Origin of the sequence: Pseudomonas sp. 1D4, assembly GCF_001728925.1 — a bacterium.
In the GTDB taxonomy this organism is placed as follows: Bacteria; Pseudomonadota; Gammaproteobacteria; order Pseudomonadales; family Pseudomonadaceae; genus Metapseudomonas; species Metapseudomonas otitidis.
Map to the genome: position 1 here is coordinate 1 of NZ_LXJQ01000079.1, position 15,381 is coordinate 15,381.

A 15,381-nucleotide genomic window follows, 5' to 3' on the forward strand; every position below is an offset into this window, starting at 1 on the left:
CTGGTTGATCTTGCTCTCTCAGGCCGGCATAATGGTCGGCCTGATTTTGTTACAGGCCAGTAGCTCAATTGGCAGAGCGGCGGTCTCCAAAACCGCAGGTTGGGGGTTCGATTCCCTCCTGGCCTGCCAGATTTCCCGGTTCTGGGTTCTGGCAATCTCCACACAAGGTCCTTTCCGATGAATGCCAAGCTTGAAGCCAAAGAAACTCGCTTCGATGCGCTGAAGTGGATCGTTGTGGCTTTTTTGGTTGTTGTGGGTGTGGTGGGTAATCACTACTTCGCTGCTCAGCCGATTATCTATCGCGTCCTTGCTCTCCTGGTTCTGGGAGGGGCTGCTGCGTTCGTTGCGCTGCAGACCGTCAAGGGGCAGGCGTTTTTTTCGCTGGCCAAAGAAGCTCGCGTTGAGATTCGCAAGGTGGTCTGGCCCACGCGTCAGGAAACTACCCAGACCACTCTGATCGTGGTTGCGGTTGTTCTTGTCATGGCGCTGCTCTTGTGGGGTCTGGATTCCCTGCTGGGCTGGCTTGTTTCGATGATTGTTGGTTAAAGGGTGCCCCGTGGCTAAGCGTTGGTACGTTGTTCACGCGTATTCCGGTTATGAGAAGCATGTCATGCGTTCTCTCGTTGAGCGCGTGAAGCTTGCGGGTATGGAGGATCAGTTTGGTGAGATCCTCGTGCCGACCGAAGAAGTGGTCGAAATGCGTAATGGTCAGAAGCGCAAGAGTGAGCGGAAGTTCTTTCCTGGTTACGTTCTCGTACAGATGGAAATGAGCGAAGCTACCTGGCATCTGATCAAGGATACTCCTCGCGTCATGGGGTTCATTGGTGGTACTGCAGACAAGCCTGCTCCCATCACTGAGCGTGAGGCTGAAGCGATTCTTCGCCGTGTTGCTGATAGTGGTGACAAGCCGAAGCCTAAGACCCTGTTCGAGCCGGGCGAAACTGTTCGGGTCATTGATGGTCCGTTTGCGGATTTCAATGGTGTGGTTGAAGAGGTTAACTACGAGAAGAGCCGCATTCAGGTTGCTGTGCTCATCTTCGGTCGCTCCACTCCTGTTGAGTTGGAGTTCAGCCAGGTCGAAAAGGTCTAGCTGTAGATGCATCCCATACCCCGCAGCCAATGGTTGCGGGGTTTTTTCGTCACTGGGATAAACGCAATGAAATCGGGGAGCCCTTGGGGCGCTTGAACCCGCAAATGGAGTCATAAATGGCTAAGAAAATTCAGGCTTACATCAAGCTGCAAGTGAAGGCTGGCCAGGCCAACCCTTCTCCGCCGGTTGGTCCCGCTCTCGGTCAGCACGGCGTGAACATCATGGAGTTCTGCAAGGCGTTCAACGCCAAGACCCAGGGCATGGAGCCCGGTCTGCCCACTCCCGTGATCATTACTGTCTACAGCGACCGTAGCTTCACGTTCGAGACCAAGAGCACCCCGGCTTCCGTGCTGCTGAAGAAAGCGGCTGGCATCACCAGCGGCTCTTCCCGTCCGAACAGCCAGAAGGTTGGCACTGTTACCCGTGCACAGCTTGAAGATATTGCCAAAGCCAAGCAGGCGGATCTGACTGCAGCTGACCTGGATGCGGCCGTGCGTACCATCGCCGGTTCCGCTCGTAGCATGGGCCTGAACGTGGAGGGCGTGTAAATGGCAAAGCTGACCAAGCGCCAAAAGGCAATTGCCGCCAAGGTTGAAGCCGGCAAGCAATATGCATTTGAAGATGCAGCCAAGCTTCTCGCTGAGCTGTCCACCATCAAGTTCAAGGAGTCCGTGGACATCGCCATCAATCTCGGCGTTGATCCTCGCAAATCCGACCAGGTCGTTCGTGGCGCCACTGTTCTGCCGAATGGCACTGGCAAGAGCGTTCGCGTTGCTGTGTTCACTCAGGGGCCTGGTGTCGAAGCCGCTCTGGCTGCCGGCGCGGACAAGGTTGGCATGGACGAACTGGCTGCCGAAATGAAGGCTGGCGACCTGAACTATGACGTGGTCATTGCCTCCCCCGATGCAATGCGCGTTGTTGGTCAACTGGGTCAGGTTCTTGGTCCCCGTGGCCTGATGCCGAACCCGAAGGTCGGTACTGTTACTCCCGACGTGGCTACCGCTGTCAAGAACGCCAAGGCTGGTCAGGTACGCTTCCGTACTGACAAGAACGGCATCATCCATGCCTCCGTTGGCAAGGTTGATTTCGAGCCGGTCAAGCTGAAGCAGAACGTCGAAGCCCTGCTGTCCGACCTGAAGCGCCTCAAGCCGTCCACCTCCAAGGGTGTGTATGTGCAGCGCGTGACCCTGAGCACCACCATGGGCCCGGGTCTGCAGATCGATCAAGCTTCCCTGGAAGCTTAAGGAACAAAGTCGCAGTGGGCCTTTGTGCCCGCTGCGCAGGTATTGGGGTCCCTGCCTGGCGGGGGCTATCCAAGACCGTAGGCGGCCATGCCTCAAACCGGGGAGCGATCCCCGAGCCTACGCAGATGGTGCTCCCGATTCGTTTACCGAATCAGACACCAAAACGCCGTCCGGCCTTGGCTGGACGAATCGGTAACATCCAGGAGTGAACCCGTGGCAATTAAACTCGAAGACAAGAAGGCCATCGTCGCTGAAGTCAACGAGGCTGCCCAAGCTGCCCTGTCCGCTGTCGTGGCTGATGCCCGTGGCGTGACCGTGGCTGCCATGACCGGACTCCGTAAAGAGGCCCGCGCGGCTGGTGTTTACGTCAAAGTCGTACGTAACACTCTTGCCCGTCGCGCCGTCGAAGGCACTTCCTTTGAAGTGCTCGGCGACGTGTTCAAGGGCCCGACCCTCATCGCTTTTTCCAAGGAGCATCCGGGCGCTGCCGCCCGTATCTTCAAGGAGTTCGCCAAGGGTCAGGACAAGTTCGAGATCAAGGCCGCCGCGTTTGAAGGCAAGCTGATCGCAGCCAACCAGATCGACGTACTGGCAACCCTGCCGACCTACGACGAGGCCGTATCCCAGCTGATGAGCGTTATTCAAGGCGCCACCAGCAAGCTGGCTCGTACCCTGGCGGCAATCCGCGACCAGAAGGAAAGCGCCGCAGCCTGATAAGGCCGCGCCCTTCCTTTCGCTTTATTCGATTAATTCGATGGCCGCCTGAGGCCATCCATCAATACAGGAATTAGAGTCATGGCTCTGACCAACGAAGACATCATCAACGCCGTATCCGAAATGTCCGTGATGCAAGTTGTTGAACTGATCAAGGCAATGGAAGAGAAGTTCGGCGTTACCGCTGCTGCAGCTGTTGCTGCTGGCCCGGCTGCCGCTGCTGCTGTTGTTGAAGAGCAGACCGAGTTCACCATCGTCCTGGCTGAAGCTGGCGACAAGAAAGTGAACGTGATCAAGGTCGTTCGCGAACTGACCGGTCTGGGCCTGAAAGAAGCCAAGGCAGTTGTTGACGGCGCCCCGGGCGTTGTCAAGGAAGGCGCTTCGAAAGAAGAAGCCGAAGCCGCCAAGAAGGCTCTGGAAGAAGCTGGCGCCAAAGTCGAGCTCAAGTAAGCGACGACCTTGCGTCTACAGCCTGAGCGGTAAGCGAAAGGCTGATGGCTGGTGGCTTAGGCCACCGGCCTTTTTCCGTTCTAGGTGGTCGTCTCATGACAGCTGCCCGGAATGTGAGGCTCCCACCGACCAAGGTGGCGCAAACCAAGGGGTTTGCACGATTTTCTGGCTACTCCCGTCGGAGGAGCCAAATAAGCAGGTGACCAAGCTGGGGAACGCTGATGGCTTACTCATACACTGAGAAAAAACGTATCCGCAAAGACTTTAGCAAGTTGCCGGACGTCATGGATGTACCCTACCTCCTGGCCATCCAGCTGGATTCGTACCGCGAATTCCTGCAGGCGGGCGCGAGCAAGGAGCGGATCCGTGATATCGGCCTGCACGCGGCCTTCAAGTCTGTATTCCCGATCATCAGCTATTCCGGCAACGCCGCTCTGGAATACGTTGGCTATCGCCTTGGCGAGCCGGCCTTCGACGTCAAGGAATGCGTGCTGCGCGGCGTGACTTTCGCCGTTCCGCTGCGCGTCAAGGTGCGTCTGATCATTTTCGACAAGGAGTCGTCGAACAAGGCCATCAAGGACATCAAGGAACAAGAAGTCTACATGGGCGAAATCCCGCTCATGACCGAGAACGGTACCTTCATCATCAACGGTACCGAGCGCGTGATCGTCTCTCAGCTGCACCGCTCCCCGGGCGTGTTCTTCGACCATGACCGTGGCAAGACCCACAGCTCCGGCAAGCTGCTGTACTCCGCGCGCATCATTCCCTACCGTGGTTCCTGGCTGGACTTCGAGTTCGATCCGAAGGACTGCGTGTTCGTTCGTATCGACCGTCGCCGCAAGCTGCCGGCCTCCGTCCTGCTGCGTGCGCTGGGCTACAGCACCGAGGAAGTGCTCAACGCCTTCTATGCCACCAACGTTTTCCATGTGAAGGGCGAAGGCCTGCACCTGGAGCTGGTGCCCCAGCGCCTGCGTGGTGAAGTTGCCGTATTCGACATCAAGGATCCGTCCGGCAAGGTGATCGTGGAGCAGGGCCGTCGTATCACCGCCCGCCACATCAACCAGCTGGAGAAGGCTGGCATCAGCGAGCTGGAAGTTCCGCTGGACTACGTCCTCGGTCGCACCACCGCCAAGGCCATCGTGCATCCGGCCACCGGCGAGATCATCGTCGAGTGCAATACCGAGCTGACCACCGACCTGCTGGTCAAGATCGCCAAGGCACAGGTCGTCCGCATCGAGACCCTGTACACCAACGACATCGACTGCGGTCCGTTCATCTCCGACACCCTGAAGATCGACTCCACCAGCAACCAGTTGGAAGCCCTGGTGGAGATCTATCGCATGATGCGTCCTGGTGAGCCGCCGACCAAGGAAGCTGCCGAGACCCTGTTCAACAACCTGTTCTTCAGCGCCGAGCGTTACGACCTGTCTGCTGTCGGCCGCATGAAGTTCAACCGCCGGATTGGCCGCACCGAAATCGAGGGGCCTGGTGTCCTCAGTCGCGAAGACATCGTCGAGGTCCTCAAGACTCTGGTCGACATCCGTAACGGCAAGGGCATCGTCGACGACATCGACCACCTCGGTAACCGTCGCGTCCGTTGCGTTGGCGAAATGGCCGAAAACCAGTTCCGCGTCGGCCTGGTGCGCGTCGAGCGCGCGGTCAAGGAACGCCTGTCCATGGCGGAGAGCGAAGGTCTGATGCCTCAGGACCTGATCAACGCCAAGCCCGTGGCTGCCGCGATCAAGGAGTTCTTCGGCTCCAGCCAGCTCTCCCAGTTCATGGACCAGAACAACCCGCTGTCCGAGATCACCCACAAGCGCCGCGTTTCCGCACTCGGCCCAGGTGGTCTGACTCGTGAGCGCGCGGGCTTCGAAGTCCGCGACGTACACCCGACCCACTACGGCCGTGTGTGCCCGATCGAGACGCCTGAAGGTCCGAACATCGGTCTGATCAACTCCCTGGCCACCTACGCCCGCACCAACCAGTACGGTTTCCTCGAGAGCCCCTACCGTGTTGTAAAAGGCACCCAGGTGACCGATGAGATCGTCTTCCTCTCCGCCATCGAAGAGGCCGACCACGTCATCGCTCAGGCGTCTGCCACGCTCAACGAGCAGGGCCAACTGATCGACGAACTGGTGGCTGTGCGTCACCTGAACGAGTTCACCGTGAAGGCGCCGGAAGACGTCACTCTCATGGACGTATCGCCGAAGCAGGTCGTTTCCGTCGCTGCCTCGCTGATCCCGTTCCTCGAGCACGACGACGCCAACCGCGCACTCATGGGCTCGAACATGCAGCGTCAGGCCGTACCGACCTTGCGCGCCGACAAGCCGCTGGTCGGTACCGGCATGGAGCGCAACGTCGCCCGTGACTCCGGTGTCTGCGTCGTGGCCCGTCGTGGTGGCGTGATCGACTCTGTCGATGCGAGCCGCATTGTCGTCCGTGTGAACGACAACGAAGTCGAGACTGGCGAAGCCGGTGTCGACATCTACAACCTGACCAAGTACACCCGTTCCAACCAGAACACCTGCATCAACCAGCGTCCGCTGGTGCAGAAGGGTGACAAGGTTTCGCGCAGCGACATCCTGGCCGATGGTCCGTCCACCGATATGGGTGAGCTGGCCCTGGGTCAGAATATGCGCGTCGCGTTCATGCCTTGGAACGGCTTCAACTTCGAAGACTCCATCTGCCTCTCCGAGCGCGTGGTCCAGGAAGATCGTTTCACCACGATCCACATCCAGGAACTGACCTGCGTCGCCCGTGACACCAAGCTCGGCCCAGAAGAAATCACCGCGGACATCCCGAACGTGGGTGAGGCTGCGCTGAACAAGCTGGATGAAGCCGGCATCGTCTACGTCGGCGCCGAAGTACAGGCTGGCGACATCCTGGTCGGCAAGGTCACCCCGAAAGGCGAGACCCAGCTGACTCCGGAAGAGAAGCTGCTGCGCGCGATCTTCGGTGAGAAGGCATCCGACGTTAAGGACACCTCCCTGCGTGTGCCGACCGGCACCAAGGGCACCGTCATCGACGTCCAGGTCTTCACCCGTGATGGCGTGGAGCGCGACTCCCGTGCCCTGTCCATCGAGAAGATGCAGCTCGACGAGATCCGCAAGGATCTGAACGAAGAGTTCCGTATCGTCGAAGGTGCAACCTTCGAACGCCTGCGTTCCGCCCTGGTCGGCCAGGTTGCCGAAGGTGGCGCCGGCCTCAAGAAAGGCACCGAGATCACCGACGAGTACCTCGACGGTCTTGAGCGCGGCCAGTGGTTCAAGCTGCGCATGGCGGACGACGCTCTGAACGAGCAGCTCGAGAAGGCCCAGGCCTACCTCTCCGACCGTCGCCAACTGCTGGACGACAAGTTCGAAGACAAGAAGCGCAAGCTTCAGCAAGGTGACGACCTGGCGCCGGGCGTCTTGAAGATCGTCAAGGTGTACCTCGCCATCAAGCGCCGCATCCAGCCGGGCGACAAGATGGCGGGCCGCCACGGTAACAAGGGTGTGGTCTCCGTGATCATGCCGGTCGAAGACATGCCTCACGATGCCAATGGCACCCCGGTGGACATCGTCCTCAACCCGCTGGGCGTACCGTCGCGTATGAACGTCGGCCAGATTCTCGAAACCCACCTGGGCCTTGCGGCCAAGGGCCTGGGCGAGAAGATCAACCGCATGCTCGAAGAGCAGCGCAAGATCGCCGAGCTGCGCAAGTTCCTGCACGAGATCTACAACGAGATCGGTGGGCGTCAGGAGAGCCTGGATGAACTGAGCGATCAGGAAATCCTCGACCTGGCGAAGAACCTGCGCGGCGGCGTGCCGATGGCCACCCCGGTATTCGACGGTGCCAAGGAGCGCGAGATCAAGGCGATGCTGAAGCTCGCCGATCTGCCCGAGAGCGGCCAGATGCGCCTGTTCGACGGTCGTACCGGCAACATGTTCGAGCGTCCGACCACCGTTGGCTATATGTACATGCTGAAGCTGAACCACCTGGTCGACGACAAGATGCACGCACGTTCCACCGGCTCTTACAGCCTGGTTACCCAGCAGCCGCTGGGTGGTAAGGCGCAGTTCGGTGGCCAGCGTTTCGGGGAGATGGAGGTCTGGGCGCTGGAAGCCTACGGCGCCGCCTACACCCTGCAGGAAATGCTGACCGTGAAGTCCGACGACGTGAACGGCCGTACCAAGATGTACAAAAACATCGTGGATGGCGATCACCGCATGGAGGCTGGCATGCCCGAGTCCTTCAACGTGTTGATCAAAGAGATCCGCTCGCTCGGCATCGACATCGAACTGGAAACCGAATAACACGCGACGCCCAGAACGCTACGGCTGGTCAAGGCCGGTCGTAGCGGGTCCGTGAGGAGGAAAGGCCTTGAAAGACTTGCTGAATCTGTTGAAAAACCAGGGTCAAATCGAAGAGTTCGATGCCATCCGTATTGGCCTGGCCTCGCCCGAGATGATCCGTTCCTGGTCCTTCGGTGAAGTGAAGAAGCCGGAGACCATCAACTACCGTACCTTCAAGCCGGAGCGCGATGGCCTGTTCTGTGCCAAGATCTTCGGCCCGGTGAAGGACTACGAGTGCCTGTGCGGTAAGTACAAGCGCCTCAAGCACCGCGGTGTGATCTGCGAGAAGTGCGGTGTGGAAGTCGCCTTGGCCAAGGTGCGCCGTGAGCGCATGGGCCACATCGAGCTGGCTTCCCCTGTTGCCCACATCTGGTTCCTGAAGTCCCTGCCGTCCCGTATCGGCCTGCTGCTGGACATGACCCTGCGTGACATCGAGCGCGTGCTCTATTTCGAGAGCTACGTAGTGATCGATCCGGGCATGACCACCCTTGAGAAAGGTCAGCTGCTGAACGACGAGCAATACTTCGAAGCCCTCGAAGAGTTCGGTGACGACTTCGATGCCCGCATGGGTGCCGAGGCTGTCCGCGAGCTGCTGAACGCCATCGATCTGGAGCACGAGATCGGCCGCCTGCGCGAAGAGATTCCGCAGACCAACTCGGAAACCAAGATCAAGAAGCTGTCCAAGCGCCTGAAGCTGATGGAAGCCTTCAAGGACTCCGGCAACCACCCCGAGTGGATGGTGCTGACCGTCCTGCCGGTGCTGCCGCCGGACCTGCGTCCGCTGGTTCCGCTGGATGGCGGTCGCTTCGCGACCTCCGACCTGAACGATCTGTATCGCCGGGTCATCAACCGTAACAACCGCCTGAAGCGCCTGCTCGACTTGGCCGCTCCGGACATCATCGTGCGCAACGAAAAGCGCATGCTGCAGGAAGCTGTCGACGCCCTGCTGGACAACGGCCGTCGCGGCCGTGCCATCACTGGCTCGAACAAGCGCCCGCTGAAGTCCCTGGCTGACATGATCAAGGGCAAGCAAGGTCGCTTCCGTCAGAACCTGCTCGGTAAGCGCGTGGACTACTCCGGTCGTTCCGTGATCACCGTGGGCCCGACCCTGCGTCTGCACCAGTGCGGTCTGCCCAAGAAGATGGCCCTCGAGCTGTTCAAGCCGTTCATCTTCGGCAAGCTCGAAGCTCGCGGCATGGCCACCACCATCAAGGCGGCCAAGAAGATGGTCGAGCGCGAGCTGCCCGAGGTCTGGGACGTACTCGCCGAAGTCATCCGTGAACACCCCGTGCTGTTGAACCGAGCACCGACCCTCCACCGTCTGGGTATCCAGGCGTTCGAGCCGGTGCTGATCGAAGGCAAGGCCATCCAGCTGCACCCGCTGGTCTGCGCCGCGTACAACGCCGACTTCGACGGTGACCAGATGGCCGTGCACGTCCCGCTGACCCTCGAGGCCCAGCTGGAAGCGCGCGCGCTGATGATGTCCACCAACAACATCCTGTCGCCTGCCAACGGCGAGCCGATCATCGTTCCGTCCCAGGACGTGGTTCTCGGTCTGTACTACATGACCCGGGAGGCGGTGAACGCCAAGGGTGAGGGTCGCGTCTTCGCTGACCTGCAGGAAGTCGACCGCGTGTTCCGCGCTGGCGAGGCGTCCCTGCACGCCCGTGTGAAAGTCCGCATCAACGAGACCGTGAAGGACAAGGACGGCGGTATCACCAAGAACACCCGCATCGTCGACACCACCGTCGGCCGTGCTCTGCTGTTCCAGGTGGTTCCGGCAGGCCTGTCGTTCGACGTGGTCAACCAGCCGATGAAGAAGAAGGCGATCTCCAAGCTGATCAACCAGTGCTACCGCGTGGTGGGTCTGAAGGATACCGTCATCTTCGCCGACCAGCTGATGTACACCGGTTTCGCCTACTCCACCATTTCCGGCGTTTCAATCGGTGTGAACGACTTCGTCATTCCCGATGAGAAGGCGCGCATCATCGATGCTGCCACCGAGGAAGTGAAGGAGATCGAGTCCCAGTACGCCTCCGGCCTGGTTACCCAGGGCGAGAAGTACAACAAGGTGATCGACCTCTGGTCCAAGGCGAACGACGAAGTGTCCAAGGCGATGATGGCCAACCTCTCGAAAGAGAAGGTGGTCGATCGCGAGGGCAAGGAAGTCGATCAGGAGTCCTTCAACTCCATGTACATGATGGCGGACTCCGGTGCGCGGGGCTCCGCGGCCCAGATCCGTCAGCTCGCCGGTATGCGCGGCCTGATGGCCAAGCCGGACGGCTCCATCATCGAGACCCCGATCACCGCGAACTTCCGTGAGGGCCTGAACGTACTCCAGTACTTCATCTCCACTCACGGTGCTCGTAAAGGTCTGGCGGATACCGCACTGAAGACCGCGAACTCCGGTTACCTGACCCGTCGTCTTGTCGACGTGGCCCAGGACCTGGTCGTGACCGAGATCGATTGCGGCACCGAGCATGGCCTGCTGATGACTCCGCACATCGAAGGCGGCGATGTCGTCGAGCCCCTGGGCGAGCGCGTCCTGGGTCGTGTCATCGCCAAGGACGTGTTCAAGCCTGGCAGCGACGACGGCGAAGTCATCGTCCCGGCCGGTACCCTGATCGATGAGCAGTGGGTTGAGTTCATCGAGCGTGCGAGCATCGACGAGGTTGTAGTCCGTTCGCCGATCACCTGTGAAACTCGCTATGGCATCTGCGCCAAGTGCTACGGTCGTGATCTGGCACGTGGTCACCAGGTGAACATCGGTGAAGCGGTCGGCGTCATCGCCGCCCAGTCCATCGGTGAGCCGGGTACCCAGCTGACCATGCGTACGTTCCACATCGGTGGTGCGGCCAGCCGTACCTCGGCAGCCGACAACGTCCAGGTCAAGAATGGCGGTACCATCCGTCTGCATAACCTGAAGCACGTCGAGCGTGTCGATGGCGCGCTGGTGGCAGTTTCCCGTTCCGGCGAGCTGGCAGTGGCTGACGAGTTCGGTCGCGAGCGCGAGCGCTACAAGCTGCCTTACGGTGCCGTGATCTCCGTGAAGGAGGGTGACAAGGTCGACCCGGGCGCCATCGTTGCCAAGTGGGACCCGCACACCCACCCGATCGTGACCGAGATGAAGGGTACCGTGACCTTCGTCGGCATGGAGGAAGGCATCACCATCAAGCGTCAGACCGACGAGCTCACCGGCCTGACCAACATCGAGGTTCTGGATCCGAAGGATCGTCCGGCGGCCGGCAAGGACATTCGTCCGGCTGTGAAGCTCGTCGACGCCAATGGCAAAGAGCTGCTGCTGCCGGGTACCGACGTACCGGCCCAGTACTTCCTGCCGGCGAACGCCCTGGTTGGCGTGGCCGACGGTGCTCAAGTGGGCGTGGGTGATGTTATCGCCCGTATCCCGCAGGAAACCTCGAAGACCCGTGACATCACCGGTGGTCTGCCGCGCGTTGCCGACCTGTTCGAAGCTCGTCGTCCGAAAGAGCCTTCGATCCTGGCGGAAATCAGCGGCACCATCTCCTTCGGCAAGGAGACCAAGGGCAAGCGCCGTCTGGTCATCACGCCGAACGACGGTAGCGATCCTTACGAGGAGCTGATTCCGAAATGGCGTCACCTGAACGTGTTCGAAGGCGAACAGGTGAACCGTGGCGAGGTGATCTCCGACGGTCCGAGCAACCCGCACGACATCCTGCGCCTGCTGGGCGTCAGTGCGCTGGCCAAGTACATCGTCAATGAAATCCAGGACGTGTACCGCTTGCAAGGCGTGAAGATCAACGACAAGCACATCGAGACCATCCTGCGTCAGATGCTGCGTAAGGTAGAGATCGCCGAGTCCGGGGATTCCAGCTTTATCAAGGGCGACCAGATGGAGCTGACCCAGGTGCTGGAGGAGAACGAGCGTCTGGCTGGTGAAGATCGCTTCATCGCCAAGTACGAGCGCGTCCTGCTGGGTATCACCAAGGCTTCGCTGTCCACCGAGTCGTTCATCTCCGCGGCATCCTTCCAGGAGACCACCCGCGTCCTCACCGAGGCGGCGGTCACCGGCAAGCGCGACTACCTGCGTGGCCTGAAGGAAAACGTCGTGGTGGGTCGTTTGATCCCGGCCGGTACCGGCCTGGCCTACCACAGCGAGCGCAAGCGTCAACGCGAAGCCGGCAAGCCGGTCCGCGTAAGCGCGAGCGAGGTGGAAGCAGCGCTGACCGAAGCGCTGAACTCCAGCGGCAACTAATCAGGCGGGCCCTGGGCGATCTTGTGTTGCCCAGGGCCTTGTCTTGACTGGGGGATAGAGTCTCTTTAGACTCATGCACCCCTAAATTTGGCAGGGCGCTGAGCTCTGCCATTTTGCTTTAGGGCAATAGCGTCGAAAGACAACAGTGGAGCTTATAGATGGCAACTATCAACCAGCTGGTACGTCAGCCGCGCAAGCGTATCGTCGACAAGTCCGACGTTCCTGCGCTGCAGAACTGCCCGCAGCGTCGTGGCGTGTGCACCCGCGTGTACACCACCACGCCGAAGAAACCGAACTCCGCACTCCGTAAGGTTTGCCGTGTTCGCCTGACCAACGGTTTTGAAGTCACCTCCTACATCGGCGGTGAAGGTCACAACCTGCAGGAGCACAGCGTGGTGCTGATCCGTGGCGGTCGTGTAAAAGACCTCCCGGGTGTTCGCTATCACACTGTTCGCGGCTCTCTGGACACCACCGGTGTCAAAGACCGTAAGCAGGGTCGCTCCAAGTACGGTACCAAGCGTCCGAAGTAATCCGGCGCTTCAACCTGAATTCTTTTTACTGAGTCGATAAGAGTAAGGTCGGCCGTAACCGAGTGGTTATCGTGCCGGGCTAACCTGAAGACCGTTTGAGGGCTTATCAATGCCAAGACGTCGTGTAGCAGCCAAGCGTGAGATCCTGGACGATCCGAAATACGGAAGTCAGATCCTCGCCAAGTTCATGAACCACGTGATGGAAAGCGGCAAGAAGGCCGTAGCCGAGCGCATCGTTTATGGTGCCCTGGATACTGTCAAAGCACGCAAGAACACCGATCCCCTGGAGATCTTCGAGAAAGCTCTCGACGCCATCGCTCCGCTGGTCGAAGTTAAGTCCCGCCGTGTAGGCGGTGCTACCTACCAGGTGCCGGTCGAGGTTCGCCCGTCTCGTCGCAATGCGCTGGCAATGCGCTGGCTGGTGGACTCTGCGCGCAAGCGTGGCGAGAAGTCCATGGCCCTGCGTCTCGCTGGTGAGCTGCTGGATGCCTTCGAAGGCAAAGGCGCAGCCGTCAAGAAGCGTGAAGACGTACACCGCATGGCTGAGGCCAACAAAGCGTTCTCGCACTACCGCTTCTAATCACGGCATCAACACTTTTGCGAGGGCTTTATGGCTCGTACCACACCAATTAACCGCTACCGGAACATCGGTATCTGCGCCCACGTTGACGCGGGCAAGACCACCACTACCGAGCGGATCCTGTTCTACACCGGTCTCAGCCACAAGATGGGTGAGGTGCACGACGGCGCTGCTACCACCGACTGGATGGTGCAGGAGCAAGAGCGCGGCATCACCATTACGTCCGCTGCGATCACCACCTTCTGGGAAGGTTCGCGCGGCCAGTACGACAAGTACCGTGTAAACGTCATCGATACCCCCGGTCACGTCGACTTCACTATTGAAGTTGAGCGCTCCCTGCGTGTGCTTGACGGCGCTGTCGTGGTGTTCTGCGGCACCTCCGGCGTTGAGCCGCAGTCCGAAACCGTATGGCGTCAGGCCAACAAGTACGGTGTTCCGCGTATCGTTTACGTGAACAAGATGGACCGCGCTGGCGCCAACTTCCTGCGCGTCGTCGGTCAGATCAAGAACCGTCTGGGTCATACCCCGGTTCCGGTCCAGCTGGCTATCGGTGCGGAAGATGACTTCCAAGGGCAGGTCGACCTGCTGAAGATGAAGGCCATCTACTGGAGCGAAGACGACAAAGGCACCTCCTACCGCGAGGAAGAGATTCCTGCGGAGCTGGTCGACCTGGCCAATGAGTGGCGCTCCAACATGGTTGAGGCGGCTGCCGAGGCCAACGAAGAGCTGATGAACAAGTACCTCGAGGAAGGTGATCTTTCCATCGAGGAGATCAAGGCTGGTCTGCGTCAGCGCACCATCGCCTGCGAGATCGTTCCGGCTGTCTGCGGTTCTTCATTCAAGAACAAGGGCGTGCCCCTGGTTCTCGATGCCGTCATCGACTTCCTGCCCGCTCCGACCGAGATCCCGGCCATCCAGGGTATCCATCCGGACCATATCGATCTTGGCGACGAGGCTCCGAAAGACGAGCGTCATGCCGACGACAATGCGCCGTTCTCCGCATTGGCGTTCAAGATCGCTACCGACCCGTTCGTTGGTACCCTCACTTTCGTGCGCGTCTACTCGGGCGTTCTGGAGTCTGGTCAGTCGGTCATCAACTCCGTGAAGAGCAAGAAAGAGCGCGTTGGTCGTATGGTGCAGATGCACGCCAACCAGCGTGACGAGATCAAGGAAGTGCGTGCGGGCGACATCGCGGCCCTGATCGGCATGAAGGATGTCACCACTGGTGACACTCTGTGCGATCCGGACAAGCCGATCGTCCTTGAGCGCATGGACTTCCCGGAGCCCGTGATCCATGTGGCTGTCGAGCCGAAGACCAAGGCTGACCAGGAGAAGATGGGTATCGCTCTGGGCAAGCTGGCTCAGGAAGATCCGTCGTTCCGCGTCAAGACTGACGAAGAGTCCGGCCAGACCATCATTGGTGGTATGGGTGAGTTGCACCTGGACATCATCGTCGACCGCATGAAGCGTGAGTTCGGTGTTGAGGCCAATATCGGTAAGCCGCAGGTTGCCTACCGTGAGACCATCTCCAAGGACAACGTCGAGATCGAAGGCAAGTTCGTTCGTCAGTCCGGTGGTCGTGGTCAGTTCGGTCACTGCTGGATTCGCTTCTCGTCGGCTGACGTGGACGAAAAAGGCAACATCACTGAAGGTCTGGTATTCACCAACGAAGTCGTCGGTGGTGTGGTTCCGAAGGAATACATCCCCGCGATCCAGAAGGGTATCGAAGAGCAGATGAAGAACGGCGTTGTTGCCGGTTATCCGCTCATCGGCCTGAAGGCCACCGTATTCGATGGTTCGTACCACGACGTCGACTCCAACGAAATGGCGTTCAAGATCGCGGCCTCCATGGCGACCAAGCAGCTGGCCCAGAAGGGCGGTGGTAAGGTGCTTGAGCCGATTATGAAGGTCGAAGTGGTAACCCCTGAGGACTACATGGGTGACGTGATGGGTGACCTGAACCGTCGTCGCGGTCTGATTCTGGGTATGGAAGACTCGGTTTCCGGTAAGGTTATCCGTGCCGAGGTTCCGCTGGGTGAGATGTTCGGTTATGCGACCGACGTTCGCTCCATGTCTCAGGGTCGTGCCAGCTACTCCATGGAATTCTCCAAGTACGCCGAAGCTCCGTCGAACATCGTCGAAGCGCTGGTTAAAAAACAAGGCTAATCCCGCCCTTTAAGTAAGAGGTTTACTGTCGTGGCTAAG

11 protein-coding genes and 1 tRNA gene are annotated in these 15,381 nt (G+C 59.7%); all 12 read left to right on the forward strand.

The features are described from left to right. Positions 1 to 53 precede the first annotated feature (53 nt). Positions 54 to 129 (forward strand) — tRNA-Trp (locus tag A7D27_RS25645). A gap of 48 nt (positions 130 to 177) precedes the next feature. Beyond that, on the forward strand, positions 178 to 546 hold the full coding sequence (gene secE / locus A7D27_RS25650) for a preprotein translocase subunit SecE (RefSeq protein ID WP_044410913.1): 369 nt from the start codon (positions 178 to 180) through the stop codon (positions 544 to 546). Between the two features lie 10 nt (positions 547 to 556). Beyond that, positions 557 to 1,090, forward strand: a complete 534-nt coding sequence (gene nusG / locus A7D27_RS25655) for a transcription termination/antitermination protein NusG (RefSeq protein WP_069563580.1) — start codon at positions 557 to 559, stop codon at positions 1,088 to 1,090. A 116-nt stretch (positions 1,091 to 1,206) separates the two neighbouring features. Then, positions 1,207 to 1,638, forward strand: coding sequence for a 50S ribosomal protein L11 (gene rplK, locus A7D27_RS25660; protein WP_044410918.1), 432 nt, complete (start codon positions 1,207 to 1,209; stop codon positions 1,636 to 1,638). After that, entirely contained in the window at positions 1,639 to 2,334 is a 696-nt protein-coding gene (rplA, locus tag A7D27_RS25665) for a 50S ribosomal protein L1 (protein WP_069563579.1), read from the forward strand. A 213-nt stretch (positions 2,335 to 2,547) separates the two neighbouring features. Then, a complete protein-coding gene (rplJ, locus tag A7D27_RS25670) occupies positions 2,548 to 3,048 on the forward strand; it encodes a 50S ribosomal protein L10 (RefSeq protein WP_044410923.1) in 501 nt (166 codons plus the stop codon). Positions 3,049 to 3,129: 81 nt separating this feature from the next. Then, a complete protein-coding gene (rplL, locus tag A7D27_RS25675; RefSeq protein WP_069563578.1) occupies positions 3,130 to 3,498 on the forward strand; it encodes a 50S ribosomal protein L7/L12 in 369 nt (122 codons plus the stop codon). Between the two features lie 221 nt (positions 3,499 to 3,719). After that, positions 3,720 to 7,793, forward strand: a complete 4,074-nt coding sequence (gene rpoB, locus A7D27_RS25680) for a DNA-directed RNA polymerase subunit beta (protein WP_069566533.1) — start codon at positions 3,720 to 3,722, stop codon at positions 7,791 to 7,793. 67 nt (positions 7,794 to 7,860) lie between these two features. Continuing rightward, positions 7,861 to 12,066, forward strand: coding sequence for a DNA-directed RNA polymerase subunit beta' (gene rpoC, locus A7D27_RS25685; RefSeq protein WP_044410930.1), 4,206 nt, complete (start codon positions 7,861 to 7,863; stop codon positions 12,064 to 12,066). A gap of 158 nt (positions 12,067 to 12,224) precedes the next feature. Then, on the forward strand, positions 12,225 to 12,596 hold the full coding sequence (rpsL, locus tag A7D27_RS25690; protein WP_044410932.1) for a 30S ribosomal protein S12: 372 nt from the start codon (positions 12,225 to 12,227) through the stop codon (positions 12,594 to 12,596). A 109-nt stretch (positions 12,597 to 12,705) separates the two neighbouring features. Beyond that, the gene (rpsG, locus tag A7D27_RS25695) at positions 12,706 to 13,176 is read left to right on the forward strand and encodes a 30S ribosomal protein S7 (RefSeq protein ID WP_044410935.1); all 471 of its coding nucleotides are present in this window, start codon (positions 12,706 to 12,708) and stop codon (positions 13,174 to 13,176) included. Between the two features lie 30 nt (positions 13,177 to 13,206). Then, positions 13,207 to 15,342, forward strand: coding sequence for an elongation factor G (gene fusA / locus A7D27_RS25700; protein WP_069563577.1), 2,136 nt, complete (start codon positions 13,207 to 13,209; stop codon positions 15,340 to 15,342). The last annotated feature ends 39 nt before the right edge of the window (positions 15,343 to 15,381 follow it).

What these genes read in the sequence shown, in the direction of transcription:
- secE (WP_044410913.1), top strand. Translation starts at nt 178, where the DNA reads ATGAATGCCAAGCTTGAAGCCAAAGAAACTCGCTTCGATGCGCTGAAG.
- rplK (WP_044410918.1), top strand. Translation starts at nt 1,207, where the DNA reads ATGGCTAAGAAAATTCAGGCTTACATCAAGCTGCAAGTGAAGGCTGGC.
- rplA (WP_069563579.1), top strand. Translation starts at nt 1,639, where the DNA reads ATGGCAAAGCTGACCAAGCGCCAAAAGGCAATTGCCGCCAAGGTTGAA.
- rplL (WP_069563578.1), top strand. Translation starts at nt 3,130, where the DNA reads ATGGCTCTGACCAACGAAGACATCATCAACGCCGTATCCGAAATGTCC.
- rpoB (WP_069566533.1), top strand. Translation starts at nt 3,720, where the DNA reads ATGGCTTACTCATACACTGAGAAAAAACGTATCCGCAAAGACTTTAGC.
- rpsL (WP_044410932.1), top strand. Translation starts at nt 12,225, where the DNA reads ATGGCAACTATCAACCAGCTGGTACGTCAGCCGCGCAAGCGTATCGTC.
- rpsG (WP_044410935.1), top strand. Translation starts at nt 12,706, where the DNA reads ATGCCAAGACGTCGTGTAGCAGCCAAGCGTGAGATCCTGGACGATCCG.
- fusA (WP_069563577.1), top strand. Translation starts at nt 13,207, where the DNA reads ATGGCTCGTACCACACCAATTAACCGCTACCGGAACATCGGTATCTGC.